Annotated in this window: 22 protein-coding genes; 15 read left to right on the top strand and 7 right to left on the bottom strand. The window is 38.7% G+C overall.

The window, feature by feature from the left end:
- Nucleotides 1-356: 356 nt before the first annotated feature.
- From coaD to DRW42_RS24380, 4 genes are all read left to right on the top strand, one after another.
- The gene (gene coaD, locus DRW42_RS24395) at nucleotides 357-818 is read left to right on the top strand and encodes a pantetheine-phosphate adenylyltransferase (protein ID WP_113951487.1); all 462 of its coding nucleotides are present in this window, start codon (nucleotides 357-359) and stop codon (nucleotides 816-818) included.
- A gap of 13 nt (nucleotides 819-831) precedes the next feature.
- On the top strand, nucleotides 832-1,164 hold the full coding sequence (locus DRW42_RS24390) for a hypothetical protein (protein WP_147243803.1): 333 nt from the start codon (nucleotides 832-834) through the stop codon (nucleotides 1,162-1,164).
- 298 nt (nucleotides 1,165-1,462) lie between these two features.
- Nucleotides 1,463-1,966 carry an RNA polymerase sigma factor gene (locus DRW42_RS24385; RefSeq protein WP_113951485.1) on the top strand — a complete coding sequence of 168 codons (504 nt, stop codon included), beginning with the start codon at nucleotides 1,463-1,465 and terminating at the stop codon, nucleotides 1,964-1,966.
- The gene (locus tag DRW42_RS24380; RefSeq protein ID WP_113951484.1) at nucleotides 1,956-2,561 is read left to right on the top strand and encodes a hypothetical protein; all 606 of its coding nucleotides are present in this window, start codon (nucleotides 1,956-1,958) and stop codon (nucleotides 2,559-2,561) included. The genes DRW42_RS24385 and DRW42_RS24380 overlap by 11 nt, the downstream gene beginning before the upstream one ends.
- Before the next feature lie 151 nt (nucleotides 2,562-2,712).
- Here DRW42_RS24380 and DRW42_RS24375 read toward each other — a convergent pair whose 3' ends face one another.
- The gene (locus DRW42_RS24375; protein ID WP_113951483.1) at nucleotides 2,713-3,324 is read right to left on the bottom strand and encodes an NUDIX hydrolase; all 612 of its coding nucleotides are present in this window, start codon (nucleotides 3,322-3,324) and stop codon (nucleotides 2,713-2,715) included.
- A 377-nt stretch (nucleotides 3,325-3,701) separates the two neighbouring features.
- On the opposite strand from DRW42_RS24375, the gene DRW42_RS24370 reads away from it, so the two are divergent.
- A complete protein-coding gene (locus DRW42_RS24370) occupies nucleotides 3,702-4,568 on the top strand; it encodes a hypothetical protein (protein WP_113951482.1) in 867 nt (288 codons plus the stop codon).
- 258 nt (nucleotides 4,569-4,826) lie between these two features.
- Here the strand turns inward: DRW42_RS24370 and DRW42_RS24365 are convergent, their stop codons facing one another.
- The gene (locus DRW42_RS24365) at nucleotides 4,827-5,870 is read right to left on the bottom strand and encodes an NAD(P)-dependent alcohol dehydrogenase (RefSeq protein ID WP_113951504.1); all 1,044 of its coding nucleotides are present in this window, start codon (nucleotides 5,868-5,870) and stop codon (nucleotides 4,827-4,829) included.
- A 146-nt stretch (nucleotides 5,871-6,016) separates the two neighbouring features.
- Nucleotides 6,017-6,193 (bottom strand): hypothetical protein, encoded by a 177-nt coding sequence (locus DRW42_RS28880; RefSeq protein WP_158544392.1) that lies wholly within the window; start codon nucleotides 6,191-6,193, stop codon nucleotides 6,017-6,019.
- 291 nt (nucleotides 6,194-6,484) lie between these two features.
- Between DRW42_RS28880 and pyrE the strand changes: the two genes are divergently transcribed.
- The 7 genes from pyrE to DRW42_RS24330 all read left to right on the top strand — a co-directional run bounded on the left by pyrE (nucleotide 6,485) and on the right by DRW42_RS24330 (nucleotide 16,727).
- Complete coding sequence (gene pyrE, locus DRW42_RS24360) at nucleotides 6,485-7,150, top strand: orotate phosphoribosyltransferase (protein ID WP_113951481.1); 666 nt, start codon at nucleotides 6,485-6,487, stop codon at nucleotides 7,148-7,150.
- 35 nt (nucleotides 7,151-7,185) lie between these two features.
- Nucleotides 7,186-7,584, top strand: a complete 399-nt coding sequence (locus DRW42_RS24355; RefSeq protein WP_113951480.1) for an SRPBCC family protein — start codon at nucleotides 7,186-7,188, stop codon at nucleotides 7,582-7,584.
- Nucleotides 7,585-7,725: 141 nt separating this feature from the next.
- The gene (locus tag DRW42_RS24350; protein WP_113951479.1) at nucleotides 7,726-10,401 is read left to right on the top strand and encodes an alpha-L-rhamnosidase; all 2,676 of its coding nucleotides are present in this window, start codon (nucleotides 7,726-7,728) and stop codon (nucleotides 10,399-10,401) included.
- Between the two features lie 1,415 nt (nucleotides 10,402-11,816).
- Nucleotides 11,817-14,417, top strand: a complete 2,601-nt coding sequence (gene clpB / locus DRW42_RS24345) for an ATP-dependent chaperone ClpB (RefSeq protein WP_113951478.1) — start codon at nucleotides 11,817-11,819, stop codon at nucleotides 14,415-14,417.
- 349 nt (nucleotides 14,418-14,766) lie between these two features.
- A complete protein-coding gene (locus DRW42_RS24340; RefSeq protein ID WP_147243802.1) occupies nucleotides 14,767-15,420 on the top strand; it encodes an outer membrane beta-barrel protein in 654 nt (217 codons plus the stop codon).
- Between the two features lie 11 nt (nucleotides 15,421-15,431).
- Entirely contained in the window at nucleotides 15,432-15,929 is a 498-nt protein-coding gene (locus tag DRW42_RS24335) for a hypothetical protein (protein WP_113951476.1), read from the top strand.
- A 150-nt stretch (nucleotides 15,930-16,079) separates the two neighbouring features.
- Entirely contained in the window at nucleotides 16,080-16,727 is a 648-nt protein-coding gene (locus DRW42_RS24330) for a porin family protein (RefSeq protein ID WP_158544391.1), read from the top strand.
- Between the two features lie 52 nt (nucleotides 16,728-16,779).
- On the opposite strand, the gene DRW42_RS24325 is transcribed toward DRW42_RS24330, so the two are convergent.
- A complete protein-coding gene (locus tag DRW42_RS24325; protein WP_113951474.1) occupies nucleotides 16,780-17,982 on the bottom strand; it encodes an MFS transporter in 1,203 nt (400 codons plus the stop codon).
- 103 nt (nucleotides 17,983-18,085) lie between these two features.
- Here DRW42_RS24325 and DRW42_RS24320 point away from each other — a divergent pair, with 103 nt between their 5' ends.
- Together DRW42_RS24320 and DRW42_RS24315 are read left to right on the top strand one after the other, a co-directional pair.
- Entirely contained in the window at nucleotides 18,086-18,643 is a 558-nt protein-coding gene (locus tag DRW42_RS24320) for an NADPH-dependent FMN reductase (RefSeq protein ID WP_113951473.1), read from the top strand.
- 319 nt (nucleotides 18,644-18,962) lie between these two features.
- On the top strand, nucleotides 18,963-19,565 hold the full coding sequence (locus tag DRW42_RS24315; RefSeq protein WP_113951472.1) for an outer membrane beta-barrel protein: 603 nt from the start codon (nucleotides 18,963-18,965) through the stop codon (nucleotides 19,563-19,565).
- Nucleotides 19,566-19,646: 81 nt separating this feature from the next.
- Here DRW42_RS24315 and DRW42_RS24310 read toward each other — a convergent pair whose 3' ends face one another.
- Entirely contained in the window at nucleotides 19,647-21,299 is a 1,653-nt protein-coding gene (locus tag DRW42_RS24310; protein WP_113951471.1) for a M28 family metallopeptidase, read from the bottom strand.
- 318 nt (nucleotides 21,300-21,617) lie between these two features.
- Nucleotides 21,618-24,449, bottom strand: a complete 2,832-nt coding sequence (locus DRW42_RS24305) for a S8 family serine peptidase (protein ID WP_113951470.1) — start codon at nucleotides 24,447-24,449, stop codon at nucleotides 21,618-21,620.
- Nucleotides 24,450-24,571: 122 nt separating this feature from the next.
- On the opposite strand from DRW42_RS24305, the gene DRW42_RS24300 reads away from it, so the two are divergent.
- Entirely contained in the window at nucleotides 24,572-25,408 is an 837-nt protein-coding gene (locus DRW42_RS24300; RefSeq protein WP_113951469.1) for a M57 family metalloprotease, read from the top strand.
- A gap of 254 nt (nucleotides 25,409-25,662) precedes the next feature.
- Here DRW42_RS24300 and DRW42_RS24295 read toward each other — a convergent pair whose 3' ends face one another.
- Nucleotides 25,663-26,343, bottom strand: coding sequence for a hypothetical protein (locus tag DRW42_RS24295; protein WP_113951468.1), 681 nt, complete (start codon nucleotides 26,341-26,343; stop codon nucleotides 25,663-25,665).
- Between the last annotated feature and the right edge of the window lie 52 nt (nucleotides 26,344-26,395).

Below are 26,395 nucleotides of genomic sequence, written 5' to 3'. Positions count from 1 at the left end.
ACGTCAAAAATAATTCCGTGTAAATCTGTGCATCCGTGGCAAAAAAGTTATCCATAGTGATTTACCACAAAGGCACGAAGACACAAAATTTTTAGTATGCCATAATATTCTCAATCTCTTAACGCTAAAAATAATTCCGTGTAAATCTGTGCATCCGTGGCAAAAAAGTTATCCATAGTGATTTACCACAAAGGCACGAAGACACAAAATTTTTAGTATGTCATAATATTCTTAATCTTTTAACGCTAAAAATAATTCCGTGTAAATCTGTGGATCCGTGGCAAAAAAGTTAACCTTCTTCGTGCCTTAGTGTCTTGGTGGTTAATAATTCCATCACAAACAGCTATATTTGAAACATGAAGATAGCGCTATTTCCAGGCTCATTTGATCCGATCACCATTGCCCACGTAAACATTCTGCAGCGTGCCACGCCACTTTTTGATAAAATTGTAGTCGGCATTGGATTAAATAGTTCAAAACAGAACTTTTTGAGTGCAGAGCAGCGTCTCCAGATCTTACAAACTGTTTTTAAAGGTTATCAAAACATCGAAATCCAGACTTACGAAGGTTTGACAGTAGATTTCTGCCGTAAAATTGATGCTAAATATATGGTACGTGGCATCCGTTCGGCAGCCGATTTTGAATATGAAAGAGCCATTGCGCAGATCAACCAAACGATGATGCCCGAAGTAGAAACCATCCTCCTGTTAAGCAAACCCGAATATTCCGCCATCAGCTCAACCATTGTACGTGATATTTTGAGAAATCACGGCGATGTAAGTCCGTTTGTACCTAAAGAAGCACTTGCTTTTTTATAAATATTATTTTCAAATGTTTGTTCATTTTGGCAAAACCGAAAAACTGCTCAATGTCTATGAAGATGAGTTAATAAGTTGTGATAATTGCAACGAAACAACAGTAACCTATCGCATCGTTCAGAAATATTATCAAATCAGTGGGATTCCAATTCTTCCTGCCGAAAAATATACCGGAATGAGTTGCGATAATTGCGGTTATGGTAGCAATAACGTTATTAGCGAGAATGCTAAAACGTACGAAAAGCTCTCAAAAACACCATGGTACCTGTACACAGGTGTTGCAATTTTAATCGGTACTTTTTTATTTTATATTATTCATGCTATTTATGCCGCAATTATTAAATAATTTGTAGCTATACCTATTTTTAAGTTTAAGTTGTAGCCAAAAGATCTAACCCGAGATAGATCTCACAAGCGAGACGTCACCCTGAACTTGTTTCAGGGTCTTTCATGCATGATTAGATCTCTCCCCGCCTGTACAGGCAGGCATTCCACTGCGTTCCAGTCGATGGTTACCGGATCGATATGACGATGTTTTTCTTTCCCCCTATCTGTGTTTATCCTTTTTATCTGTGGTTAAATATTATTTTTTAACTTAACCTGTAACGTTTTCAAAAATCCGTTACCAATGGATTATACCTAAAATGAAAGAAACAGAAAATATATTTCTCACATTGATCAACCAGCACAGGGCGATTATACATAAAATCACAAAAATGTATATGAACGGTGCGGAAGAGCAGCGTGATCTGTTTCAGGAAATTGTGCTGCAGTTATGGAAAGCCTACCCCACTTTTAGAGGGAACAGTAAATTTACCACCTGGATGTACCGCGTGTGTTTAAATACAGCGCTGATCTATTTCAAAAAAGACAGCAGAAAAGTAGATAAAATGCCACTGGATGAAAACATCGACATTATTGATGTAAATGAGAGCGAAGTAAAGGAAGAAAAACTGGCTTATTTATATGCAGCAGTGCAGGAGTTAAATGTGGTAGAAAAAGCATTGATATTCCTCTTTCTCGAAAACCAATCGCACCGCGAAATTGCCGAAAACATGGGGATCAGCGAGGTAAATGCCCGTGTTAAACTCAACAGGACTAAAGAAAAATTACAATCCATCATAAAGAAAAACGGTTATGAATTTTGACGATTTAAAAAACGAATGGAATGCTGAAAACCCAGAGGGAAACAACATTTCTACTGATATGCTTAAAATAAAACAGGCACACACCCCTATCGATAAAATCAGGGCAAAAATGAAACATGAATTTTTCTACCAGCTGTTCTTTCTGGTATTTATGGCTTTTATTCCCTATTTGGCAGGCTTTTCTACCGCAATTAATCAGGTGTACCTGATGACTTATGCCATTACATGCGGTTTTACGGCTTACTATTTCTTTAAGTTTTACTTATTTTATAAAAACTCTTACGATATGAGTATGGATAGCCGAAAAAATATCCTCTGGTTTTATTACGAAATGAAACTGAACGTAGAGTTATATAAAGCTTTAACCTACATTGTGGCTTTTATCGCGGTGGGTTTTCTTTTTGCTTATTTGTTTATTGAGCAGGCATCTGTGTTTGCCCGGCTTTTAAAGAAATTATCCACGGCATATATCCTGATCAACTGTTTCGTCACCATTCTGGTTATTGGCGCAATAACCGAGCTATGGGCCTGGTTTTACTACGGAAAATACCTAAAACAAGTTAAAAAAGTAGTTGATGAACTTGATTATGAGTAGATATGCTGGTCGTCACCCTGAATTTATTTCAGGGTCTATTTTCTCGTGCTGTCCGATTTTACCATCTGACAGGTTATTATATTAATTAACAGAATTACGCGATAGATTCTGAAACAAGTTCAGAATGACGGATTGCACAACTAAACTCGTATTACAATATCCCGCCAGCCCTCAGCACATCCATAATCGATGGAAAGGTATTTTTAACCACTGGCGAAAGGTGGTTTTTATCCAGCCAAACGGCTTCATCAATACCCTCTTCTTTTTGAGGTACCAACTTTGGTTCGCCTTTCACCTTCATTTTGTACCAGTTGGTTTTCTTGATTACCATTTTATTACCCATAGGGTAAACGTGGTAGGTTTTACACAATTTATCTTCGCGTTTTAGAACCTTTATCCCGCATTCTTCCTCTACTTCACGAACGGCAGCTTCTTTCATTTTCTCGCCGTCTTCAAGCTTTCCTTTAGGTAAATCCCATTTTTTATTCCTGAAAATAAACAGGTAATTGCCATTGGCACTTTCTACCAAACCACCGGCTGCTTTAATAATGGTAGAGTCTTTTTTTAGCTTTTTAAAGGTTTCCTGCGGATTTTTTGTGAGAAAGATATAGCTCTTTTTCGATCCGCTTTTTAATTTTTTGTAGAAAGTTTGCAGGTCAAAATCCTGAAATTCGAGCTGTTGGATTTTTTCTTTCTGTTCTGGCAAAAAATCGGAGATAAACAAAGTGTTATCATTGATATAAATTCTATAATTTCTTGGCATATATTCTTAAAAAATCCGGTTATCTAAAGGTATAAAAAAAGGTTACAACAAATAAATGTTGTAACCTTATCTAAATTAACGCTCTCAATCAAAGATTGATGCAAGGCTCTCACCCCTTGCTTGGTACAAATATATAATAATTTCTTAAAGCGCTAAAAAAAATAACAAAATATTTTATTAATCCTTTATTTCCTTTTGTAATCAACTGATTCATAACACCATATTATTCACAATAAAATTTACTTAACGAAACACTGCATATACCAGATTGTTAAAAAAGTGGTTTAATAGTAATATTGGAACATTAAAACGGAAAACAACGCTTATAATTCCTGTAACGATAAATATTTTTTATAATTTTAGCTTTTTAATCTGCTATGCCCATACCATCATTGTCCGAAACCGATCTGGAAGCATACCGAACTGATCTTTCTAATCCTGAAAAATCAACAGGTGAGCTCTTTATCAAATTAAATGGGCTTTACCAGCGTTTTGCAGGTAATGAGCAGCTCCTTGCTGATTTCGAATATGTTTCGGCACTTAACAGTCTCGAAAACACCTACTCATCTAAAAAAGAGCATTTTAATAAAGAAATAACTGAGCTTAAACGGCAGTTTAAACAACTCGATAACCGTATTGTAGCGGCAGAACAAAAGCTACGCCATGGCATTCCTGAAGATTTGATGGTAATGGATAAAATCATCGCCGAGCAGGAATCGATTGTTGAAGATCAGGAGAAACTCAATAAAGCCGAATCCAGTATTGTAGAGCAGGTGAGAAAAATAGACATTGAGCATGGAAAAGATCTTCAAAAATTAGAGCAACAACAAAATAACAGGGAAGTTCCTTTTAAAAGTAAGTTTTCGGCCTTTAATGAACAAATTGCTAATGCTGAGAAAGGTATAACCTTTAAAGTAACTGGTTTTTCAATCCTGGCAATTGTTGGTATTCCATTAATAATAGATTTATTTTTTACCAGGATGGGCCTTCCCGCTTTCGCTAAGAATACCAATAACATTATTTTCAACCATTACCTTTTCCTGATCACCTTAATACTGATGGAAATATTCCTTGCTGATAAGATCAGGAACAGGATTTCGAGGATGTTATCCATATCTTACCTTAAAGATTCATTGAATACACTGGATCACCTTTTTAGCGAAAATGAAAAACAGATTGCCAGAGTTGAAGCAGAACATCATATTCCACTGGCCGAATTTATCAAAGGAAAAGAAACACTATAGATTACTAGGGTAAATTTATTTAGTAGTCAATCTTTTTTACATATTTCAAGTCTGTCCGTCACCCTGAATTTATTTCAGGGTCTATCTTGCAAAAAGATGCTGAAATAAATTCAGCATGACGATCGCATCAATAAAAGTGGCTAAAAATGGCCATTACTAATAATTATTAATCAAACTTGTGGTCAACAGAGGTCTAAAAAAAGGGATTTAGAAACCTTCTGTTCCCAAATCCCCATCATTTTATTGGTTAAATATGAACTACAAAGTAGCCATATCAATTACGAACCTGTAACGTACATCACCTTTTTCCATACGTTCGTAGGCGTGGTGAATGTCTTTCATATCAATCAGTTCGATATCCGAAACGATATTGTTTTCTGCACAGAAATCCAACATTTCCTGAGTTTCGGCAATACCTCCGATACCCGATCCGGCAAGGCTTTTCCTACCTCCCAATAAACTGAAAGCTGCAATTTCTGCCGGTTTTGGTGGAACACCCACGCAGATGTGCGTACCATCTGTTCTCAATAGAGATAGATACATGTTAAAATCATGCTCAGCAGATACCGTATCCAAAATAAAATCGAATGTACCTTTAGCTGCTTTAACCTGTTCATGATCGGTGGTTACCACAAAATGATGCGCACCCAGTTTTTTGGCATCTTCTTCTTTTTTAGGCGAAGTGCTTAATACCGTAACTTCGGCACCAAACGCTACACCGAATTTCACTGCCATGTGGCCTAAACCACCTAAACCCAATACAGCCAGTTTATGGCCTTTTCCAACTTTCCAGTGCCTTAAAGGCGAATAAGTAGTAATACCAGCACATAAAAGTGGAGCAACAGCAGCAAGGTTCAGTTTATCAGATACATGCAGTACAAACTCTTCCCTAACTACTATTGTATCAGAATAGCCACCATAAGTTGGTGTTTTTCCGTCTCTTTCTAAACCATTGTATGTTTGCGTATTGCCTTCTAAACAGTACTGTTCAAGATCGCGTTTGCAGTTTTCGCACTCCTGGCACGAATCTACCATACAACCTGTACCGGCCAGATCGCCCACCTTGAATTTCTTAACATGGTCGCCAACTTTTACTACCCTGCCCACAATCTCATGACCCGGAACCATTGGGAATATCCCGGGGAACCAATCGTTTTTAATCTGGTGCAGATCTGAGTGACAAACCCCACAGAAAAGTATTTCGAACTGCACATCGTGGGGTCCCACTTCCCGGCGCTCAAAATTCCAGGGTGCAAGATCCGTTTCGGCATTTTGTGCCGCATATCCTTTTGTTGCTATCATAAAATTTATATTAATTAGTACCATAACAAATGTAAACAGTGCTTTGTTACGATTGCTTACGCAAATCAAATAATTCATTGCAAAATTCAAACAATGAATACCATCACAATATAAATTTTACCCGTTAGCAATAGGTTAATGTGCCGTTAAGAAAATAAACCGTGGGTAATTTGTTCAACGGCATCATCCGCATAAAAAAAGATGGTAAAAAAGCTTGGAGCCTGTGTAATGGCTAAAATATCTTCCCGTTTAATGTGGTTTTCGTTGATAAAGCGGGTAAGGCGTTCGTGCGAAGAGAAATAATCAGATTTTAAAACTATCATAACTATGAAATATAAATTATGACGGCCAACTTTATCAATTGTTACATCACCGAAAGCTTAAAGCCAATGATAAGTTAATTATAGTCTGTTTTTAGCGCAATTATTCTTTATCCTGCTGATTTACAGCAAGTGGTAAGAAATACCTTTTAGCATCCATCAAAATTTCCGATATTTGTAGTATTGGATTGTCGAAACCAAATCCCGATTTCTACAATTTTCTTTTCCCCGATGTAAAACAAAGGGGTTTAATAAACGTTATGACAAACACAAATAAATCTGTAATTTTGAGCCATGTATAATAAAAGTGATATTGAATTAAAGGTAGCGGAATTTTTATTACAGATAAAAGCAATCAAATTACAGCCAAACAACCCTTTTACATGGGCGTCAGGCTGGAAATCGCCTATTTATTGCGATAACAGGATTACCCTTTCCCACCCTCAGGTTAGAACTTACATCCGTCAGAAACTTGCCCAGGCTATACAGGAAGAATTTGGCTCTGTAGATGTGATTGCTGGTGTTGCAACTGCCGGTATCCCTCAAGGTGTTTTGGTAGCACAGGAACTTGGTTTACCATTTATTTATGTAAGGGCCAAAGCCAAAGAACACGGTACCGGAAGTTTAATCGAAGGCGAAGTGATAGAAGGTCAGCGTGTAGTGGTAATAGAAGATCTAATCTCCACCGGAAAAAGCAGCTTACAGGCTGTTGAAGCTTTAAGGGCTGCAGGTTTGTCAGTTGCCGGTTTAGCTGCTATATTTACATATGGTTTCGAAAAAGCAGACGAAAATTTTGCTGCTGCAAAATGCCGTTACCTTACCTTATCAAATTATGCTGCTTTAATTGATTATGCTGCCGAGCACAGCATTATTGCCAAAAGCGATATGGAATTACTGGGTAAATGGCGTTTAAACCCTTCAGAATGGGGACAGGGACAAGTTTTGAGTTCAGAATCCTAAGTTTGGAGTAAAAACAAAATCTATAAAAATATATAATGACTGTTATTGAAAGCACAGTAGAAGTAAATAAACCCGTTGCCGAGGTTTATGCTTTTCTAACCAATATGAACAATCATCAGCAATTGATGCCAGAAAATATTTACAACTGGGAATCAACTGAAGATGATGCAAGGTTTACCATCCAGAATATGGCTAAATTGGCCATCAAAATCTCTAACCGGGTGGAAAACCAGGAAATAACAGCAATTCCTAGTGAGAAAGCCCCTTTTGATGTAGAGTTAAAATGGACGGTTGCAGATAACGGAAACGGAACAACCACTGCTAAACACATTATTTCAGCAGACCTGAATATGATGATGAAAATGCTCGCATCAGGCCCTTTGCAAAAACTGGCTGATCATCAGACAGAAAAACTGAAAGAAATATTAGGTTAAAAAAAAATTCACCGATTTGAGTGATGACACCGATAAATGAGACGAGTTAAAGCTCGTCTTTTTTTATGCGTAAAAATTCCAGTGAGGTTCTTTTATCAGCATATTATTTTAATACCTTAGTTTTTGGATAAGCCCTAAACTATGAACCAAAGATTTTTACAAATTACCACTTTACTTTTTGCCCTTTCTCCACTTTCCAAATCTTTTGCCCAATCGGGTACCGCTTTAAAAACCGAATATTTGGTTAACCCTATTGGCCTGGATAGCACAAACCCTCGTTTTACCTGGCAAATGGACGATGCCGGCCAGGGTGCCAAACAAAGCGCTTACCGTATTCTGGTTGATACAGATTCTGCCTCATTAATAAAAGCTAACGCAAAACTATGGAATACAGGCTGGGTGAAGTCAGATCAAAATCTGATCGTTTATTCTGGCCAACTACTAAAACCTTTTACCAAGTACTATTGGCGGGTAGATATCGCAAATGGAAATAATAAAAAATCAAATAAAGCCAACATCGCCAGTTTTGAAACAGGCATGATGAAAATGGAAAACTGGCAGGGCTCATGGATTTCGGATACCGAAAACACCAAACTTAAACCTGCCCCCTATTTCCGCAATACCTTTAACGCCAATAAAAAAATTAAATCGGCAAGGGCCTACATCGCTGCAGCGGGATTATATGAACTTTCAATTAACGGAAAGAAAATCGGCAACCACCGCATGGATCCGATGTATACCCGCTTCGATAGAAGAACATTGTACTTAACTTACGATGTAACAAATGCCATTAACCAGGGAAAAAATGCCATCGGCGTACTATTGGGCAATGGCTGGTACAACCACCAATCTATCGCTGTTTGGTATTTCGACCGTGCTCCATGGCGTAACAGACCCACTTTTTGTCTCGATATACGTCTAACTTACGAAGATGGTACCACCGAAACCATTAAATCGGGCAAGGACTGGAAAACTGCTTTAAGTCCTATTATTTTCAACAGCATTTATACGGCCGAACATTACGACGCACGACTGGAAAAAACAGGCTGGAATACTCCTAACTTTGATGATAAAGGCTGGAAAGACGTGATGTTCCGCTCTGCACCATCCAAAAATATTGTGGCACAGGCATTACATCCAATCCGCGATGTAGAAGAAATTGCCAGTAAAAGCATCAGAAAATTTAATGATACCACTTACCTGTTCGATTTGGGCAGGAATATCTCGGGGGTAAGCAAAATCACTGTAAATGGCCCTGCCGGAACAGTGATTAAACTAAAACACGGCGAGCGTTTATACCCTAACGGACATGTAGATATCTCGAACATCGATGCCCATTACCGCCCAACGGATAATACAGATCCTTTTCAGACCGATATTTTAATTTTAAATGGAAAAGGTGCGCAAAGTTTTATGCCACATTTTAACTATAAAGGTTTTCAATATGTGGAGGTAACCAGCTCTGCCCCTATTCAATTGCAAAAAGAAGATTTGGTAGGTTATTTTATGCACAGCGACGTGCCGGTTGTGGGCGATGTTAAATCGTCGGAACCGATTATCAATAAAATCTATTATGCCACCAATAATTCGTACCTGTCCAATCTTTTCGGTTACCCAACGGATTGTCCGCAAAGAGAGAAAAACGGCTGGACAGGTGATGCGCAGATTGCCATAGAAACAGGTTTGTATGGCTTTGATGGTATTACGATTTACGAAAAATGGCTGGCCGACCATCGTGATGAACAACAGCCAAACGGTGTGCTGCCTTCTATTATCCCTACCGATGGCTGGGGTTACGAATGGGGAAACGGACCTGATTGGACGAGCACCATAGCCATCATCCCATGGAATGTGTACCTGTTTTATGGTGATCAAAAATTGCTTGCTGATTGTTACGAAAATATCAGGAAATACGTAAACCATATTGATGAAACCTACCCTACGGGTTTAACTACCTGGGGCCTGGGCGATTGGATCCCGGTGAAATCAAAATCTCCGGTAGAGCTTACTTCTACCTGTTATTATTATGCAGATGTGATGATTTTAGCCAAAGCAGCAAAAATATTAGGTAAAAATGATGATTATATAAAATATACAGCGCTCGCTAAAAAAATAAAAGATGCTTTTAATGCCAAATACCTGAACAAAGAAAAAGGGATTTATAACACCGGCATACAAACTGAAATGAGTGTTCCGCTTTACTGGAAAATTGTTCCCGAAGAATCAGTTGCCCTGGTTGCCAAAAATTTAGCCAAGCGTGTAGAAGCTGATGGTTTCCATTTAGATGTTGGTTTGTTGGGCACCAAAGCCATTTTAAATGCTTTAAGCGAAAATGGTTACAGCGATGTTGCCTATAAAGTTGCCGCCCAGAAAACTTATCCAAGCTGGGGCTGGTGGATGGAAAACGGAGCGACTACTTTGTACGAAAACTGGCCGATTGATGCCAAATCAGACATCTCGATGAACCACATCATGTTCGGTGAAATCGGAGCATGGTTATATAAATCGCCCGGAGGAATTAAACCTGATGAAAAACATCCGGGCTTTAAACATATCATCCTTAATCCACATATTATGGAAGGTCTGGATAATTTCGAAGCGAGCCACATTGGCCCTTATGGAAAAATTACCAGCGCCTGGAAAAGGATTAATAACGGGATCAGGTATGATATTACCATTCCGGCCAACTCTACAGCTAGCATTAATTTGCCGGTAAATTCCGGCGTAAGTATTTCTGTTAATGGTAAAACTACTGGTGGTAACAAAATAGATTTAGCGGCTGGTAAGTACGTTATTGAGCAAAAAGTTGGGAAATAATTAAGATGCTACTATCTAGACCTCGCAGGTTTCAAAAACCTGCGAGGTCTGAAATAGAAAATGCTAGCGCACGTTTCCAAACGAGTGCATAAATAGTGAAACGATTCTATCGTTTGAAACGATAAATTATTCAACGCTCGTTAGAAACAAGCGTTAGCTAAAATCAGGTACAATATTACCATTCCGGCCAACTCTACTGCCAGCATTAATTTACTGGTAAATTCCGTCGCAAGTATTTCTGTTAATGGTAAAATTACTGGTAGTACTAAAATAGATTTAGCGGCAGGTAAGTATGTAATTAAGCAAAAAGTTGGGAAATAATTAACTTGCTACTGTCCAGACCTCGCAGGTTTCAAAACCTGCGAGGTCTGAAATAGAAAAATGCTTGCGCTCGTTTCCAAACGAGTGCATAAATAGTGAAACGATAAATTATTCAACGCTCATTAGAAACGAGCGTTAGCTAAAACGATATTACCATTCCGGCCAACTCTACTGCCACCATAAATTTAACGGTAAATTCCGGCGCAAGTATTTCTGTCAATGGTAAAATTACTGGTGGTAACAAAATAAATTTAGCGGCAGGTAAGCATATAATTGAGCAAAAAGTTGGGAAATAATTAAGATGCCACTGTCCAGACCTCGCAGGTTTCAAAAATCTGGGAAGTCTGAAATAAAAAATGCTTGCGCTCGTTTCCAAACGAGCGCATAAATAGCGAAACGATTCTATCGTTTGAAACGATAAATTATTCAACGCTCGTTAGAAACGAGCGTTAGCTAAAACGATATTACCATTCCGGCCAACTCTACTGCCAGCATTAGTTTACCGGTAAATTCCGTCTCAAGTATTTCTGTTAATGGTAAACCTGGTAGTAAAAAAATAGATTTAGCGGCTGGTCAGTATGTTATTGAGCAAAAAGTTAGGAAATAATTCAGATGCCACTGTCCAGACCTCGCAGGTTTCAAAAACCTGCGAGGTCTACCTAAATAAGGAAATCTATCGAGATAGATCTCTCCCCGCCTGTACGGGCAGGCATTTCGCTGTGCTTCAGTCGAGAGGATGGATTTATTTTTAAACCTGCGAGGTCTACTTGCGATACTCCCGCGTTAGGGATTGTAAGGGTTCAGTACCGATCCTTCATCGGTACCGGAGCGAAGCGCAGCCCTGAAAAGCCTGACCCTTTCCCGATTTTTCATCGGGAAAGGGTAACGCCCTAATCAGTTAACAGTTACCAATTATCAATACAAACCCCGCACGTTTCGAAAACCTGAGAGGCTCAACACTTACGACACGACAAATTTTCAGCACAAAATACTATAAATCAGTAATTTAGTCATTAAAAATAAAATCTTACCGACAAAATTTCCGATTCTAAAATCAAAATAACAGTGGCATTTGTTTTGACTTAAAAGGGAATATGAACTTCAACAATTTTACCATAAAAGCCCAGGAAGCAGTTCAACAGGCTTCTGAAATAGCCCAAGGCAATCAGCAACAGGCTATTGAAACGGCACACCTGCTTAAAGGTTTGCTTACTGTTGATGAAAACGTGGTTTCTTATGTTTTAAAGAAACTGAACGTTAACCTGAATACACTAAATCAAAACTTAGATGCAGAGATTGCCAAATTCCCGAAAGTGAGCGGAAGCAATGTCTATCTGTCATCAAATGCCAATAGCGTTTTACAGAAAGCGCAAACATTTTTAAAAGAATTTAAAGATGAATTTGTATCCGTAGAACATTTGTTATTGGGCATATTAGCCGTTAATGATAGCACTGCGAAATTACTAAAAGAACAGGGTGTTAATGAAAAGGACCTTAAAAAAGCCATTACAGAGTTACGTGGCGATAACCGCGTAACCGATCAGAATGCCGAAGCAACTTACCAGGCTTTAAGCAAATATGCCCGTAACCTGAACGAGTATGCCGAGAGCGGAAAACTGGATCCGGTAATCGGCCGTGATGAGGAAATCCGCCGCGTGATTCAGATTTTATCGCGCAGAACCAAGAACAACCCGATTTTGATCGGTGAGCCTGGTGTGGGTAAAACGGCTATTGCAGAAGGTATTGCTTTCAGGATTATTAAAGGCGACGTGCCCGAAAACCTGAAAAGTAAAGTGGTGTACTCGCTTGATATGGGTGCATTAATTGCAGGTGCAAAATACAAAGGCGAATTCGAAGAGCGTTTAAAAGCTGTAGTTAAAGAGGTTACACAAAGTGATGGGGATATTATCCTGTTTATTGATGAGATCCATACTTTGGTGGGTGCCGGTGGTGGCGAAGGCGCAATGGATGCCGCAAACATCTTAAAACCTGCCCTGGCCCGTGGAGAATTACGTGCTATTGGCGCAACTACTTTGGATGAATACCAGAAATACCTTGAAAAAGATAAAGCCTTGGAGCGCCGTTTCCAGAAGGTGATGGTTGAAGAACCTGATACCCAGGATGCGATTTCGATCCTCCGCGGATTAAAAGAGCGTTACGAAACCCACCACAAAGTGCGGATTAAAGACGAAGCCATCATTGCAGCTGTAGAAATGAGTCAGCGGTATATTTCTGATCGTTTTTTACCGGATAAAGCCATCGATTTAATGGATGAGGCTGCATCGAAATTACGCATGGAAATGGACAGTGTACCAGAACATGTTGATGCTTTAGACCGCGAGATTATGCGTTTGGAAATTGAACGCGAAGCCATTAAACGTGAAAAAGACGATAGAAAAGTTAAAGAACTTTCGGAAGAAATTGCCAATTTATCGGCAGAGCGCGACGAATTTAAAGCGAAATGGCAGGGTGAAAAAGACCTGGTAGATGCAGTTAACAATGAATTAGAGCAGATTGAGCATTATAAATTAGAGGCCGAACAGGCTGAACGTGCCGGAGATTATGGCAAAGTTGCTGAAATCCGTTACGGAAAAATTAAAGAAGCTCAGGATAAAGTGGAAAAACTTAAAGCCGATCTTGAAAGTCAGCAGACCGATAGCCGAATGCTTAAAGAGGAAGTTACGGCCGATGATATTGCAGGTGTGGTGGGCCGTTGGACAGGCATTCCGGTTACCAAACTGATTGCCAGTGAACGTGAAAAGCTGCTTCATTTAGAAGAAGAACTACACCAGCGTGTTGCCGGACAGGATGAAGCAATTGAAGCCATTTCTGACGCCATCCGTCGCTCTCGTGCAGGTTTGCAGGATAAACGCAAACCAATTGGCTCTTTCATCTTTTTAGGTACAACCGGAGTGGGTAAAACCGAATTGGCAAAGGCTTTAGCAGAATTTCTGTTCAACGATGAAAATGCTTTAACCCGTATTGATATGAGCGAATACCAGGAACGCCACGCCGTATCGCGATTGATTGGAGCGCCTCCGGGATATGTAGGTTACGATGAAGGCGGACAGTTAACAGAAGCCGTTAGGCGCAAACCCTATTCGGTGGTATTGCTTGATGAGATTGAAAAAGCACATCCGGATGTATTTAATATCCTGTTACAGGTGTTGGATGATGGCCGTTTAACCGATAATAAAGGCAGGACGGTGAATTTTAAAAATACCATCATCATCATGACATCAAACATCGGAGCGCATTTGATTCAGGATAATTTTAAAAATTTAAGCGATGAAAACCGCGACGAAGTAATTGCTAAAACCAAAAACGAATTGTTCGAGGTGTTAAAACAAACCATCCGTCCGGAGTTTTTAAACAGGATTGATGAGCTGATTATGTTTACCCCGTTAAACCGCAGCGAAATCAGAAACATTGTGAGCTTGCAGTTTAAACATGTACAGCAAACCCTGGCCGAAATGGGCATAGAAATGGAAGCCAGCGACGAAGCTTTAGATTGGTTGGCACAATTGGGTTACGATCCACAGTTTGGCGCGAGACCGCTAAAAAGGGTTATCCAAAAAAGAATCTTAAACGAACTGTCGAAAGAGATATTGGCGGGTAAGATAGATAAAGACAGCAAAATTAAGCTGGATATGTTCGACCACAATTTTGTGTTCCTGAACCAAAAAGCGGATTAAAACATAACACTTAAATTAAATCCCATCCCGATTATACCGGGATGGGATTTTTTTGTTTAATCCATCTACAAATGGTCGTTATCTCGACTGAAACGTTACGAATATTCGGGAGAGAGATCTGCCGCGAGATAGATTTAGCTTCGCTGAGCACTTCGTGGTTCCCGGCTGCGTTGTACTCCGCTCGAAATGACCGCTCAAGTTAGTCTGGATTTGTAATTCGGATCCCCGAACTGTGGATTTATAATCCACTTACAAAATACTTTATTTACGTAACTAACATGCTAGTTCATTTTCTTGTTTTTTAATTCAATAATGATTATTATTGATTACACACAAAAACACAAATAAAATGAAACCTAAATTAATCATTATGGCGCTTCTGTGCGCCGTTAGTTGGCGCAGCTATGCCCAAACTGAAAAAGGTTCCGGCTTTGTAGGCGGAAGCGTGAGTTTTGGAACCTCTAAACAAAACAATTCATCACCCAGCTTAAACACATTTACCTTAACGCCAAGAGGGGGCTATTTTCTTGCCAACAATTTTGCCATAGGCTTGGAAATTCCTTTAAATCTTTCAAAACTCCGTGGCGAAAGTTATATCGCATGGAATGATGAATACGGATATTACGAAGAACAGCGGGGAGTAAAAGAATTTAGTTTTGGCATCTCCCCTTTCGTTCGTAAATATGTGGATATTAAAGATCGTTTTAAGTTTTTTATGCAAGCTAACCTATTGCTGCAGATCAATACTTTTAACAGGATTGATGAAGAAGGTTATCTGATCCGTACCGATGCCAAAATAAAAGGATGGGGTGCAAGTATAAGTCCTGGTTTTAGTTATTTCATATCTAAACATGCGGCTTTAGAGTTTTCATTACCGGTGGTATCTTTCTTTCATCAAAATTATTATGCTGCAGAATCGCTTTACAATTATGATAAAACCAATAACCTGAGGTTAGCACTGCAAAACTTTACCCCAACATTTACTTTTAATTATCACTTTTAACAGCTCATAAAATGAAAAATATATTTACCAAAATATTAAGCTTAACCAGCATAATCTTAATATTACTTTTAAGTTTATCAAACCAGGCATATGCTCAGCGCTTTCGTGGTAAAATAGAATATTACAGCAGCGTATTCCCATCCGAAGATGGAAAAATAAAAACAATAGATAATACTAGAATTGAATATTATAATTCGGTTTTTAAATCAGAAGATGGTAAAGTAAAATCAATTGGCGATACAAGGGTAGAATATTACAACAGTGTATTCCCTTCTGAGGATGGAAAAATTAAAGCCATTGGTGATATTAGAATTGAATATTATAATTCCGTTTTTAAATCGGAAGATGGAAAAATTAAGTCAATTGGAAACATCAGGTTCGAGTACAATAACGCCGGCTCTCAAAAAAGTGATGGCAAAGTAAAATCGATCATTAACGAAAACGATGACCGAAAATCAGAAGACGCGTTGGATACCTATTACTTTATTGAAAGACTCAATTGCCAATAATTATCAATCGAATAAGCATTAAAATGTATGCTAACGTTTAGTCTAGATTTTTATCTACTGATCTTCAATGGTTTAAACATAAATCAACTAAAAAAGTAGTTATTCCCAAATTTTTATTTTATTATTGAACACACAAAAACATAAATGAACATGAAAAAACAACTATTAACGCTCGTAGCCGTATGGGCTATTGCGATGACTGCTAATGCGCAAACAAAAGGAACAAATGCATTAAGCTTTGGCGTAAACTCAAACACAAACAAACTATCCGGAAACAACTACGAAAACAAGGTAAAAAGTAACACTTTTACGCTAGGTTATGGGTATTTTTTTAAGGATAACAATAAGATTGGATTAGACCTAACTTATGGCCTAAGTAAAAACACTTATTCTAGCGGGAATACAAACGGCAATAATCAGGAGCAAAAAAGCTATGGTGGAAACTTAAGCTATCAGCACTATTTTCCTCTTGTAAAAACTTTATATGCTTATGCCGGTGGAAAAGCGGGTTATGCATACTCGAAAAATAATACCTCATTTAACAATACTAATTCCCAAGTATTAGATTATACCAGTAACCAATATGCCGTTGGTGCTTATGGCGGTATTACCTGGTTTGTTTCTAAAAGATTTGCCTTCGAAACCAGTTTATTATCGGCAGATATTATTTACACCAAAACAGAGCAAAATGAAGTCAATGCCAATAACTTTTTTACTAAAAGCGAATCTACTTCCTTCAATTTAAGCAGTCAGGGTTTTATCAATAACCTTGGTTTTAAGATTTATATCCTTTTTTAACCCCTCAATTTAAAATTTTAGCCCATCCTTTATAAAAGAGGATGGGCTTTTTTTATTTCTTCTTTGTTTCAATATTAGGCAGAAAACCTGTCAACAAACCAATCAAAGGCAGAAATGCACAAACATTAAATACATATTCTATACTCGTAGAATCGGCCAGTTTCCCCAATAATGCCGATCCGATACCGCCCATGCCAAAGGCAAATCCAAAAAATAAACCTGCAACCAAACCTACCTTACCCGGGATCAGCTCCTGTGCATAAACCAAAATCGCTGAAAACGCTGATGCCAAAATCATCCCGATGGGCACAATCAGTACACCAATCCAGAACAAGCTCGCGTGAGGTAACAATAACGCAAAAGGTGCTGTACCCAATATCGACGCCCATATTACATATTTCCGGCCTATTTTATCACCAATAGGGCCGCCCAATAGCGTACCTGCTGCTACAGAAAATAAAAACACAAATAAATAAATCTGCGAAGTTTGCACCGAAACATGGAATTTATCAATCAGATAAAAGGTAAAATAGTTGGTTAAACTCGCCATATAGAAATATTTGGAGAAGATTAACAATAATAAAATACATACTGAAAAGATTACTTTACCCCTCGAAAATTGATTTACAACCGTTTGAATATTTGCTTTTTTGCTCCTCGAAAGCATAAAGCCTTTGTACCAGTTACCTACATAAGTTAAAATAATAATCGCCAGGAGTGCAATAACCGAAAACCAGATTACGCTGAACTGTCCGTAGGGAACAATGATCCAGGCGGCGAGCAACGGTCCTAAAGAACTTCCGGCATTGCCGCCCAACTGAAAAACAGACTGGGCCAGCCCTCTCTTTCCGCCCGATGCAGCGTGTGCCATCCTCGAGGCTTCGGGGTGAAAAATAGAAGAACCAATGCCAATAAAAGCAACCGAAAGCAGCATGGTATAAAAATGTGCCGATTGTGAGAGCGAAATCAAACCGATCAGCGTAAAACCCATGCCTATTGCCAGCGAATATGGCTGGGGCTTTTTGTCCGTATACAAACCCACAAATGGCTGTAATAAGGAAGCCGCCAACTGAAAAGTTAGTGTAATTAAACCAATTTGCGAAAAACTTAAATGATAACTGGTTTTAATAATCGGGTAAATAGCGGGAATTAAAGATTGTATGGTATCATTTAAAAGGTGTGAAAAACTTAAGGCAAAAAGTATCGGGAAAACGGTTTTTTCAATAATGGAAGTGGTAGATGTATTTTCGGTCATAACGGATAGCTTATAGCTCAAAAATAACGATAATAAATTTTTAAACTGTACTTGTTGTCCTTGCAAAAGCCAAACATTTTTATCATGTTACCGTTTTATAGCTATGGAAAAGAACAGAAAAATTGTTGGTTTGTGCGGAAGCCTTAGAAAAGGCTCTTATAATGCGATGTTGCTCAAAATTGCAGGTAGTTTAATCCCTGAAGGAATCGAATTTGAAATTGTAGATTATGATGACATCCCGGTTTATAATGCAGACCATGATTTACCTGAAACAGAAGAACGGCCTGCAAGTGTAGTCAGATTTAGGGATGCTTTGGCCGCTGCCGACGCTTTTATTATTGCTTCTCCCGAATATAACTATTCTATTCCCGGCGGACTGAAAAATGCTATCGACTGGGCCAGCCGTGGAAAAGATTCGCCATTAATGCATAAACCGGTAGCCGTAATGGGCGCAACGCAAGGCCAGTGGGGAACCGTTAGGATGCAAACTGCTTTTTTACCTGTTTTCACCTTCTTGAATATGAATCCGGTATTACAACCCGAGGTGTTGATAGCGCAGGCCCAAAATAAATTTGATGATGATGGAAACCTTAACGACGAAAGAACCATTGGCATTATCCAAAAGAAAATAGAAAACCTGATTTCGGCATGTAAGGTTTAACTAAAATTTAAGAGACGGTTTAACAAAACCCTGCCATTTCTGCTACCTAAAAATCTGACATTTATACAAAAAAAGTCAGATTGTCAATTTGTCATGCCTAAAAAATTAATCGATCGATTGATTTTCAGTCACACGAAAATAATATTGACTTAACATTAAATTTACATCAGTTTGTGAGCGAACGAGTTAGCCAAAAACTGATTTTTTGATGACGTAGACAATGTTTTTTGGCACAAGTGTTGACTTTTAGGCGAATATAGTCAGACATTAAAATAGTAAAAATTGACTATATTTTAATAACAAATAAATAATAAAAAAGATGAAAAAACTATTATTATCTTTAGTAGCAGTAGCAGGTTTAGTTTATGGTGCAAAAGCACAAACTGAAAAAGGAAATTTTATGTTAGGTGGTAATGTAGGTGTAAACTCTACAAAAGTTGATGGCGCTCCAAAAGCAGATTTCAACTTTAGCGTATTACCGAGTGTTGGATATTTTATCAGCAATAATTTTGCAATTGGTACTGGTGTTGGTTACGAGTACGATAAAAAAGTAAGCAGCAGAACCCAGAATGGTGCATTTAAAGTTGCTCCATTTGGTCGTTACTATGTTGGTTTATCAGATCAATTTAAATTCTTCGGACAATTATCTGTGCCTTTGGCTTTCGGTACTTTAAAAGCTACTGATGTAAACGGCGATAACGCAGTTAAAGTGGGTACTACAACTAACATTGGTGTAGAACTTGCTCCAGGTTTTGCTTTCTTCCCAACCAAAAAAATCGGTATCGAACTTTCTGTTAAAGGTTTAAGCTACGACAACTATAGCGTTAAATCTGAAGCAACTGGCGCTAAAGTTAAAACCAATACTTTTGGCTTAAACGCTGATACTTTTGCACCAAGATTAGGTGTTCAGTTCTACTTTTAATTAAGTATCCGAAAGGAAAAAACTTAATAAATGACTTTTTTTCAAGGAGCGTCCCGGTTATAAATCGGGACGCTTTTTGTTTTATTTCTTTTCTCTGATGGCTTTAAATTCGGATTCTTCTTTCCATTTCGGGAACGAATCTTCGTTACTGATGCGGTAACCCATATCAAAAAGCATACGCACATCTTCGATAATGCCTGATAAATCCCAGGTTTTGGCATCGAAATTATCCTGTGGTGAATGATAACGGAATTTGGTAAAATCAGCTACCTGGTTTAATCCCCATGCTCTGCCATTTTTGATGTTATCTACACCCGAGCCGGTAAATAAGGACGGCACACCTACTTTTGCCAGGTTAAAATGATCAGAACGATAATATAAACCTGATGATGGAACCGGATCCGGTACAATTACCCGTCCTTGCTTTTTGGCAGATTCTGCAGCATAATCTTCCAGTTCAGATTGGCCAAAACCGTATACCACAATATCTTTTGTTTTACCCGCAATACCCATCATATCCATGTTGATGTTGGCTACAGTTTTAGCTAAAGGAAAAGCAGGATGTTTGGCATAAAACTCTGATCCCAGCAAACCCTGCTCTTCTGCCGTGTAAGAAATAAACAAAATGGTGCGACCAGGAGCTTTGGGTAACTTTTTAAATGCTGAGGCAATTTCGAACAAAGCAGCAACTCCGGTGGCGTTATCAACCGCGCCATTGTAGATTGAATCGCCCTGTATTTTTTCACCCACACCTAAATGATCCCAGTGGGCCGAATAAATGATGGCCTCATCTTTACGTTTATCACCGGGTATTTTTGCCAATACATTATAGGTAACCGATTTTTTGATGGTGTTTTTAACCTTTAACGATGTGGTAATATTTAAATCTACAGCTTTAAAACCTTTTTTGCGGGCACTTAAAGCCAGTTGATCAAAAGATTTTCCATCCATTGCAAAAAGTGCTTTGGCTTTATCCAAAGTAATCCACCCTTCTACCACAGCCCGGTTCATGCCATTGTCTTCACTTTGCAGGGTAAGTTTCGATTTCGACCAGCCACTGCGTACCACCGTCCAGGGGTAAGCTGCAGGTTCGGTATCGTGCACAATGATAATTCCCGTTGCACCCTGCCGGGCAGCTTCTTCAAACTTATAAGTCCAGCGGCCATAATAAGTCATGTTTTTGCCTTTAAACAAAGTAGAATCTGCAAAACCCGGATCGTTGATCAATACCACGACGGTTTTTCCTTTGACATCCAGATTGGCATAATCGTTCCAGCCATATTCGGGTGCTACAATGCCATAGCCGGCAAAAACCAGTGGCGAATTACTAATGCTGACTTCGTTTTGTACCCTTCTGGTACCAGCAACAAAATCAGTTAAATAATTTAAGGTTAGCGAAGCTGTTTTTCCCGTCAGCACCATTTTATCTTCAGGTACCGATTTAATTTCGACCATGGGTACTTCCTGAAAGAAACTGTTGCCATTACCGGGTTCCAAACCCAATTTTTCGAACTGTGTTTTTAAATAGTTGATGGTTTTGGTTTCGCCATTGGTAAATGGTTTTCTTCCCTCCAGGCTATCGGCTGCAATAACTGATAAATATTGTGTTAAACTCGAATCGTTAATGGCTTTTTTTGCTAAAGAATCGGCACCAGCACCCTCACTCTTAGCACCTTGTTTACAGGAACCAAAGAAAAGTAGTGCACAACTGGAAAATAGTATGATTTTTTTCATTTATAAGGGATTGGTTTAAATAACTGACCGCATTAGCTGAAAAATACAAAGAAAATGGGAATTTATACATTTACGTTAGAAACATTCCAATCTGCTTCCCGCTGATTATGCAGATTTACCCAGAATAAATTCATACTTGTCAAACCAATCTCTGCGTTGATCATCTTAAATCTGCGGGAGAAAAAGATGAGCAACCGTTCCTACTGGTCACGCAGATTTACGCAGAAAGCGCCGTCATCTCCGCAGTGGAGAGATCGATCCCGAGACAGATCTCTCCACTACGTTGTACTTCGCTCGAGATGACGACATCAAGAGAAATTACAGCTTCTTTTTTATCAGCTTAAATTTCTTTAATTGCTGGCCGTTTTTAACAATAACTCCTATATATACTCCTGTAGACAGTGCATTAAGGGCAAATTTATTCGAACTTGTAGCTTTTTCTTCAAAAACTTTTTGTCCAAGTATATTAAAGATAGACAGGCTATAATCTTCAAAGGATCCACTCAGAACGGTTAAATAATCACTTACCGGATTTGGATAAACAGAAAACTGATCTCCCTTAAGAAATACTACCGAAACAAGGTCGCTATGTACCTGTCCGTTAGCCGTTTCGAAGGTTACGCGGTAAAATTGGATACCTTCTTTTGGTTTATCATCGAAAATGAAATAATCGAGCTGATTGGTAACCGGTTTAGTCTGTTGTAAAACACTAAAGGTATTCACACCCGTTTGTTTTTCCCAGATGATATTTTTCAGGTCCAAAGTACTGCCAATGCTTAAATCTACCCTTATTTTATCATCATCGGCTAATGAAGCAAATAAACTCCTCACGTAACAGGCCACTCCCTGTTGGGTATAATCGATGGTGTAACTTTTTAAGCCTGTAAAACCAGTGCCATTGGCAGCCACAGCAAAGTATTTACTGGCAATTTTACCGATATCGATTTTGGTAATGGTATCGGTTAATGTTAATACAGGCGCTAATACATTATTTACAATATTATAAACCGTATAATCTTTGGCACCTGGCTGGGGATTCCAGTTCAACACAACCCCATCATTACACACATAACCAACTTTAACTGTTCTGGGGCTCGAAATCACAAAAGACTGGCTTAATATCGTATTGCCGGCAACTTCCATCTTGATCATGGCTTTTGAAAAGCGGTCTGGGCCACTCCACCTGTAAAAACCTTTGGCAAGGTCTACATTTTGGCTGATGGCCTCCCATGTTGCTCCGTCATTGTAGCTCACCGATAAATTTCCGTTTGTGGCCGGATAAGTATTCTCCCAGCGGATATAATTATCCTCATTGGCAAAAAAATAGCCATTCTGATCAGGACTGATGAAAGAAAAAGTATTCTTTAATGTATAATGATAAGCCAGTGCAAAAGCCTGATCGCTTCCCTGCGAAATCCGGTTACCTTTAATATGAACATTGTAAATTCCGGCAGCAGGATTATCGAGCGTAACCTGCTGAACCGTGTTAATCTGGTCAACCTTACGTACAGCGGGTTTTGAAAGTGAATCTAAATTAGGATAACTGCTTAACACCCATGGAAGCGTTAAATTCCCCGATGGATTTTCGAGGCTTAAGTCCAATCCATTAACCAAACTTTGCGCTGCGTTTACCGCTGCCGGCGGATCGTTCCAGGTAATGGTAAGCTTTACTCCGGCTACATTAGCAGGAATAGTTAAAGGCACAATCAGGTCCTGATTTTTGGCGACACGATATACCGACACACGGTTTTCATCCAATGTTTTTAAAGCCTGCGTCACATTTAACCTGCCATAACCATACACAAAATCAACCTGCGGCGTTCCCAAATCGTCTGCTGAATTAATTAAAGCAGCCCTGATCAATGCTGCTGACGGCGATTTTTTATATTTCTGCAAATAAAACTGTTCGAGCAAAGCGATTGAGCCGCTGGTTATCGCTGCAGAACCCGAAGTTCCGTCTTCACCCAGCGCAACAAGTTCAGGTTTTACACGTCCATCATAGGCCGGACCTTTACTGCTCAGGTTTTCAGAAATGTTTTCCCTGTTTATACCCCCTATTACCAATAAGTTTTTGGCTTGTTTAAAATTACCGGTTAAATTGGCCCTGGCTGTTATTCCCTGATAAAGCCCAACAGAAGGTGTAGATGTACCAATATTCCCCGCTGAAAAAACATGGATTATGGTATCGCTTTCAAAAATCTGTTTATCATAGGCCGCAGCTTCTATTCCATAATCATTATCGATACTGGTACCATACGAATGATTCTGGATCCTGATCTGCAATCGGCCTAAATCACTGGCCAGGTCGGGCATCAGGTTATCAAAATCAGAATAAGCCAGCTTGGCTTTAGGAGCAGCGCCCAGACCTCTTATAAATGAATTACCACTACCCAGTGCCAGGGTACCCATGGTAGTGGCATGACTGGTTGCTGTACCTCCAACAACTGCACCTGGAATAGTTTTCCCCAATAGATCGAGATCGTTCTGATCGTAAATTTTTTCTTTAAAGGAAAGGTTTATGCCTGTGCCATCAATGCCGGGAAAAAGCGTATGGGCATTCGAAATCTGGTTTAAACTAAGATCGAGGCCGTTGATAACCAATTCTTCTTTCGCAACAGGTACAACATCTGCGTATAAAATATCCTCATGTTCCAATAGTGCAATTAAATCATCAGGCAAAACAGCTACGGTGTAAATATTATTGACTCGATCTATTGATTTTACGGGCAAACCCTTAATCAAACCGGGCTGTTCAGCTATATTTTTAAAAACTAATCTTACTACAAGAGGATCGCGCTTTTTACCTGTCTTATTCAGCACATTCATTAGTCTATCGCTAACCTTCCACAAGCCATTAGCCTGTTCCTGATTTACAATGCTATTGGAAAGGTTTGAAAGTGCAGATTTTTGCACAATAAAGTAATCTCCTGAAAGTCTTTTCTTAGGATTTAACAGCCTGATTTCTGAAGCATTTAGCACATGGTTAAACCTGACCAAAACTGGCTGGTCGGCTACAACTTTAGTAAAACCGGGAGATTTAGAAATATATTTTTCAAACTTTTTTTCTATTCCTACAGGTTGTATCTGCGCGTTTAAACAAACTACAGACAGACAAAAACATATAACTAAAAATACAGTATTGACTTTCAAATATTATTTTATTATAAAATTTTGACTACATCGATTATCTTCCCTAAATTAGGATTTATTAGGTAATCCACAAACATTATTAACTAACTTATTCAATTAAAACAAAATCAAACCTAAACAAGATGAAAACATCCCAATTTTTATCGATTGCTACCGCATGTCTTTTATTCACAACTCTATACTCATGTAAGAGTAATAATACAGAGAATGCAGTAGAAAACAAAACTGATATTTCAGCAGAAAAATTATCACAGATCAAATCATTAGGCTTTAGTACAGATAATATCCGTAAGATAGACGAAGGATACCTGGTAGAAGGCGACATCCTTTTAACAGACGATAACTTAACTGAACCTTCTACAGGTGCAAATTTAAATATTGCCGAAACCGAGCAGTACCGTACCACAAGCGTTGTAAAATCTTTACCACGCGTAGTTACAGTATCAGTAACCAATTTACCACAAGTATATAGCGATGCGGTAAACACGATGATTTCGAGGTACAACTCATTGGGTTTACGCCTTACTTTTCAAAGAGCAAGCGCTGGTGCAAAAGGAAATATTGACATTGTTGGCTTTAACGAAGGTCCAAGCGGTGGCTTTATTACATTAGGCTCATCAGGCTTCCCTACTTCATCAGGCGCACCTTATAGCCAGGTAAAAATGAACACCAATGCTGCAGCTTATGGCACTAACCCTAACCTGTTGTACTTAGCTTCTGTTCTTCAACACGAAGTTGGCCATTGCATTGGTTTCCGTCACACCGATTACATGAACCGTGCTTTTAGCTGTGGTGCTAGTGGTGCAGGAAATGAAGGTCAATCAAATGTTGGTGCAGTTAGGATTCCGGGAACCCCTTCAAATCCTGATGCTGCTTCATTTATGCTTGCTTGCTCGAATGGTGGTAACCGTACCTTCAATGCAAACGACGTAATTGCCATTAACTATCTTTACAAATAAGATCAAAACACCCAAGGATTACCTAAAAACCTAAGATCAAGACCTCCCTAAGTAAAATTCGGGAGGTTTTTTATTGGAATTTTCTAAACATTTTTCGCCACGGATGCGCGGATCTGCACGGAGCTATTGGTATATAAAAATAGTACCTGTTATTATATTACCGGGGAAAAGATCGTATCTCATGCGACTAATAAGTTTTTTAACAGAAAGTTCCCGCCGATATTCAGAGATCTGCGGGAATTGAGCAATCGTTTTTAATACTCCGGAACATAAGATTTTCTTCCCAAAATATCGGTTTTAAAAAGCCCGATTTTTTTACCGCTGGCATCTTCTATCACCGTATTGCCATGGATATCTTTTTTATATTTCGCCAATACATCACCATGTTCATCCACGACAACGGTATTGCCGAAAAAATCTTTTTTCTGTTTCCCGATCGTTTTTCCATCACGATCTTCTATAATGATATTGCCCGAAAAATCCGTTTTAAAAACATATAAGGTTTCACCACGATCATTCTCAAACACAGTATTACCACTAATATCTGTTTTCTGCTTAATAGTAACTTCGCTTTTCCCGTCTCCCGGCACTAAACCATATAAAGGCTTAGGTACCAGGCTTTCCCCCCTTTCGATCTCCAGTACGGTATTGCCTGAAAAATCTTTCTTCTGGGTAGCTACCGTTTTTCCACCTTCGTTTTCTAAAACAGTGTTGCCGAAAAAGTCTTTCTTTTGTTTGGCTATGGTTTTACCATCTTTATCAACAACTATGGTATTGCCAAAAAAATCTTTTTTCTGTTTTCCAACGGTATTATCGCGCTCATCAACCAATATGGTGTCTCCATAAATGTCTACTTTATATTTATACTGTGAACTTTGGCTGTAAGCCACGACGGAAATTGAAGACATCATGATGCCTAGTGTTAATTTTTTCATATTGATTTCATTTTGTGTGTATCACTAAAATATGAAAATATAACGATAAAAG

Origin of the sequence: Pedobacter miscanthi (assembly GCF_003315595.1) — a bacterium.
GTDB classification, from domain to species: domain Bacteria; phylum Bacteroidota; class Bacteroidia; order Sphingobacteriales; family Sphingobacteriaceae; genus Pedobacter; species Pedobacter miscanthi.
This window is presented reverse-complemented; position numbering and strand designations above follow the sequence as displayed.

Excerpts from the sequence above, each read along its gene's own strand:
- DRW42_RS24365 (WP_113951504.1), bottom strand. The coding sequence starts at position 5,870 with ATGATAGCAACAAAAGGATATGCGGCACAAAATGCCGAAACGGATCTT.
- coaD (WP_113951487.1), top strand. The coding sequence starts at position 357 with ATGAAGATAGCGCTATTTCCAGGCTCATTTGATCCGATCACCATTGCC.
- DRW42_RS24335 (WP_113951476.1), top strand. The coding sequence starts at position 15,432 with ATGAAAAATATATTTACCAAAATATTAAGCTTAACCAGCATAATCTTA.
- DRW42_RS24390 (WP_147243803.1), top strand. The coding sequence starts at position 832 with ATGTTTGTTCATTTTGGCAAAACCGAAAAACTGCTCAATGTCTATGAA.
- DRW42_RS24340 (WP_147243802.1), top strand. The coding sequence starts at position 14,767 with ATGAAACCTAAATTAATCATTATGGCGCTTCTGTGCGCCGTTAGTTGG.
- DRW42_RS24380 (WP_113951484.1), top strand. The coding sequence starts at position 1,956 with ATGAATTTTGACGATTTAAAAAACGAATGGAATGCTGAAAACCCAGAG.
- DRW42_RS24385 (WP_113951485.1), top strand. The coding sequence starts at position 1,463 with ATGAAAGAAACAGAAAATATATTTCTCACATTGATCAACCAGCACAGG.
- DRW42_RS24295 (WP_113951468.1), bottom strand. The coding sequence starts at position 26,343 with ATGAAAAAATTAACACTAGGCATCATGATGTCTTCAATTTCCGTCGTG.
- DRW42_RS24300 (WP_113951469.1), top strand. The coding sequence starts at position 24,572 with ATGAAAACATCCCAATTTTTATCGATTGCTACCGCATGTCTTTTATTC.
- DRW42_RS24375 (WP_113951483.1), bottom strand. The coding sequence starts at position 3,324 with ATGCCAAGAAATTATAGAATTTATATCAATGATAACACTTTGTTTATC.
- clpB (WP_113951478.1), top strand. The coding sequence starts at position 11,817 with ATGAACTTCAACAATTTTACCATAAAAGCCCAGGAAGCAGTTCAACAG.
- DRW42_RS24320 (WP_113951473.1), top strand. The coding sequence starts at position 18,086 with ATGGAAAAGAACAGAAAAATTGTTGGTTTGTGCGGAAGCCTTAGAAAA.
- DRW42_RS24310 (WP_113951471.1), bottom strand. The coding sequence starts at position 21,299 with ATGAAAAAAATCATACTATTTTCCAGTTGTGCACTACTTTTCTTTGGT.
- DRW42_RS24370 (WP_113951482.1), top strand. The coding sequence starts at position 3,702 with ATGCCCATACCATCATTGTCCGAAACCGATCTGGAAGCATACCGAACT.
- DRW42_RS24315 (WP_113951472.1), top strand. The coding sequence starts at position 18,963 with ATGAAAAAACTATTATTATCTTTAGTAGCAGTAGCAGGTTTAGTTTAT.
- DRW42_RS24355 (WP_113951480.1), top strand. The coding sequence starts at position 7,186 with ATGACTGTTATTGAAAGCACAGTAGAAGTAAATAAACCCGTTGCCGAG.
- DRW42_RS28880 (WP_158544392.1), bottom strand. The coding sequence starts at position 6,193 with ATGATAGTTTTAAAATCTGATTATTTCTCTTCGCACGAACGCCTTACC.
- pyrE (WP_113951481.1), top strand. The coding sequence starts at position 6,485 with ATGTATAATAAAAGTGATATTGAATTAAAGGTAGCGGAATTTTTATTA.
- DRW42_RS24325 (WP_113951474.1), bottom strand. The coding sequence starts at position 17,982 with ATGACCGAAAATACATCTACCACTTCCATTATTGAAAAAACCGTTTTC.
- DRW42_RS24330 (WP_158544391.1), top strand. The coding sequence starts at position 16,080 with ATGAAAAAACAACTATTAACGCTCGTAGCCGTATGGGCTATTGCGATG.
- DRW42_RS24350 (WP_113951479.1), top strand. The coding sequence starts at position 7,726 with ATGAACCAAAGATTTTTACAAATTACCACTTTACTTTTTGCCCTTTCT.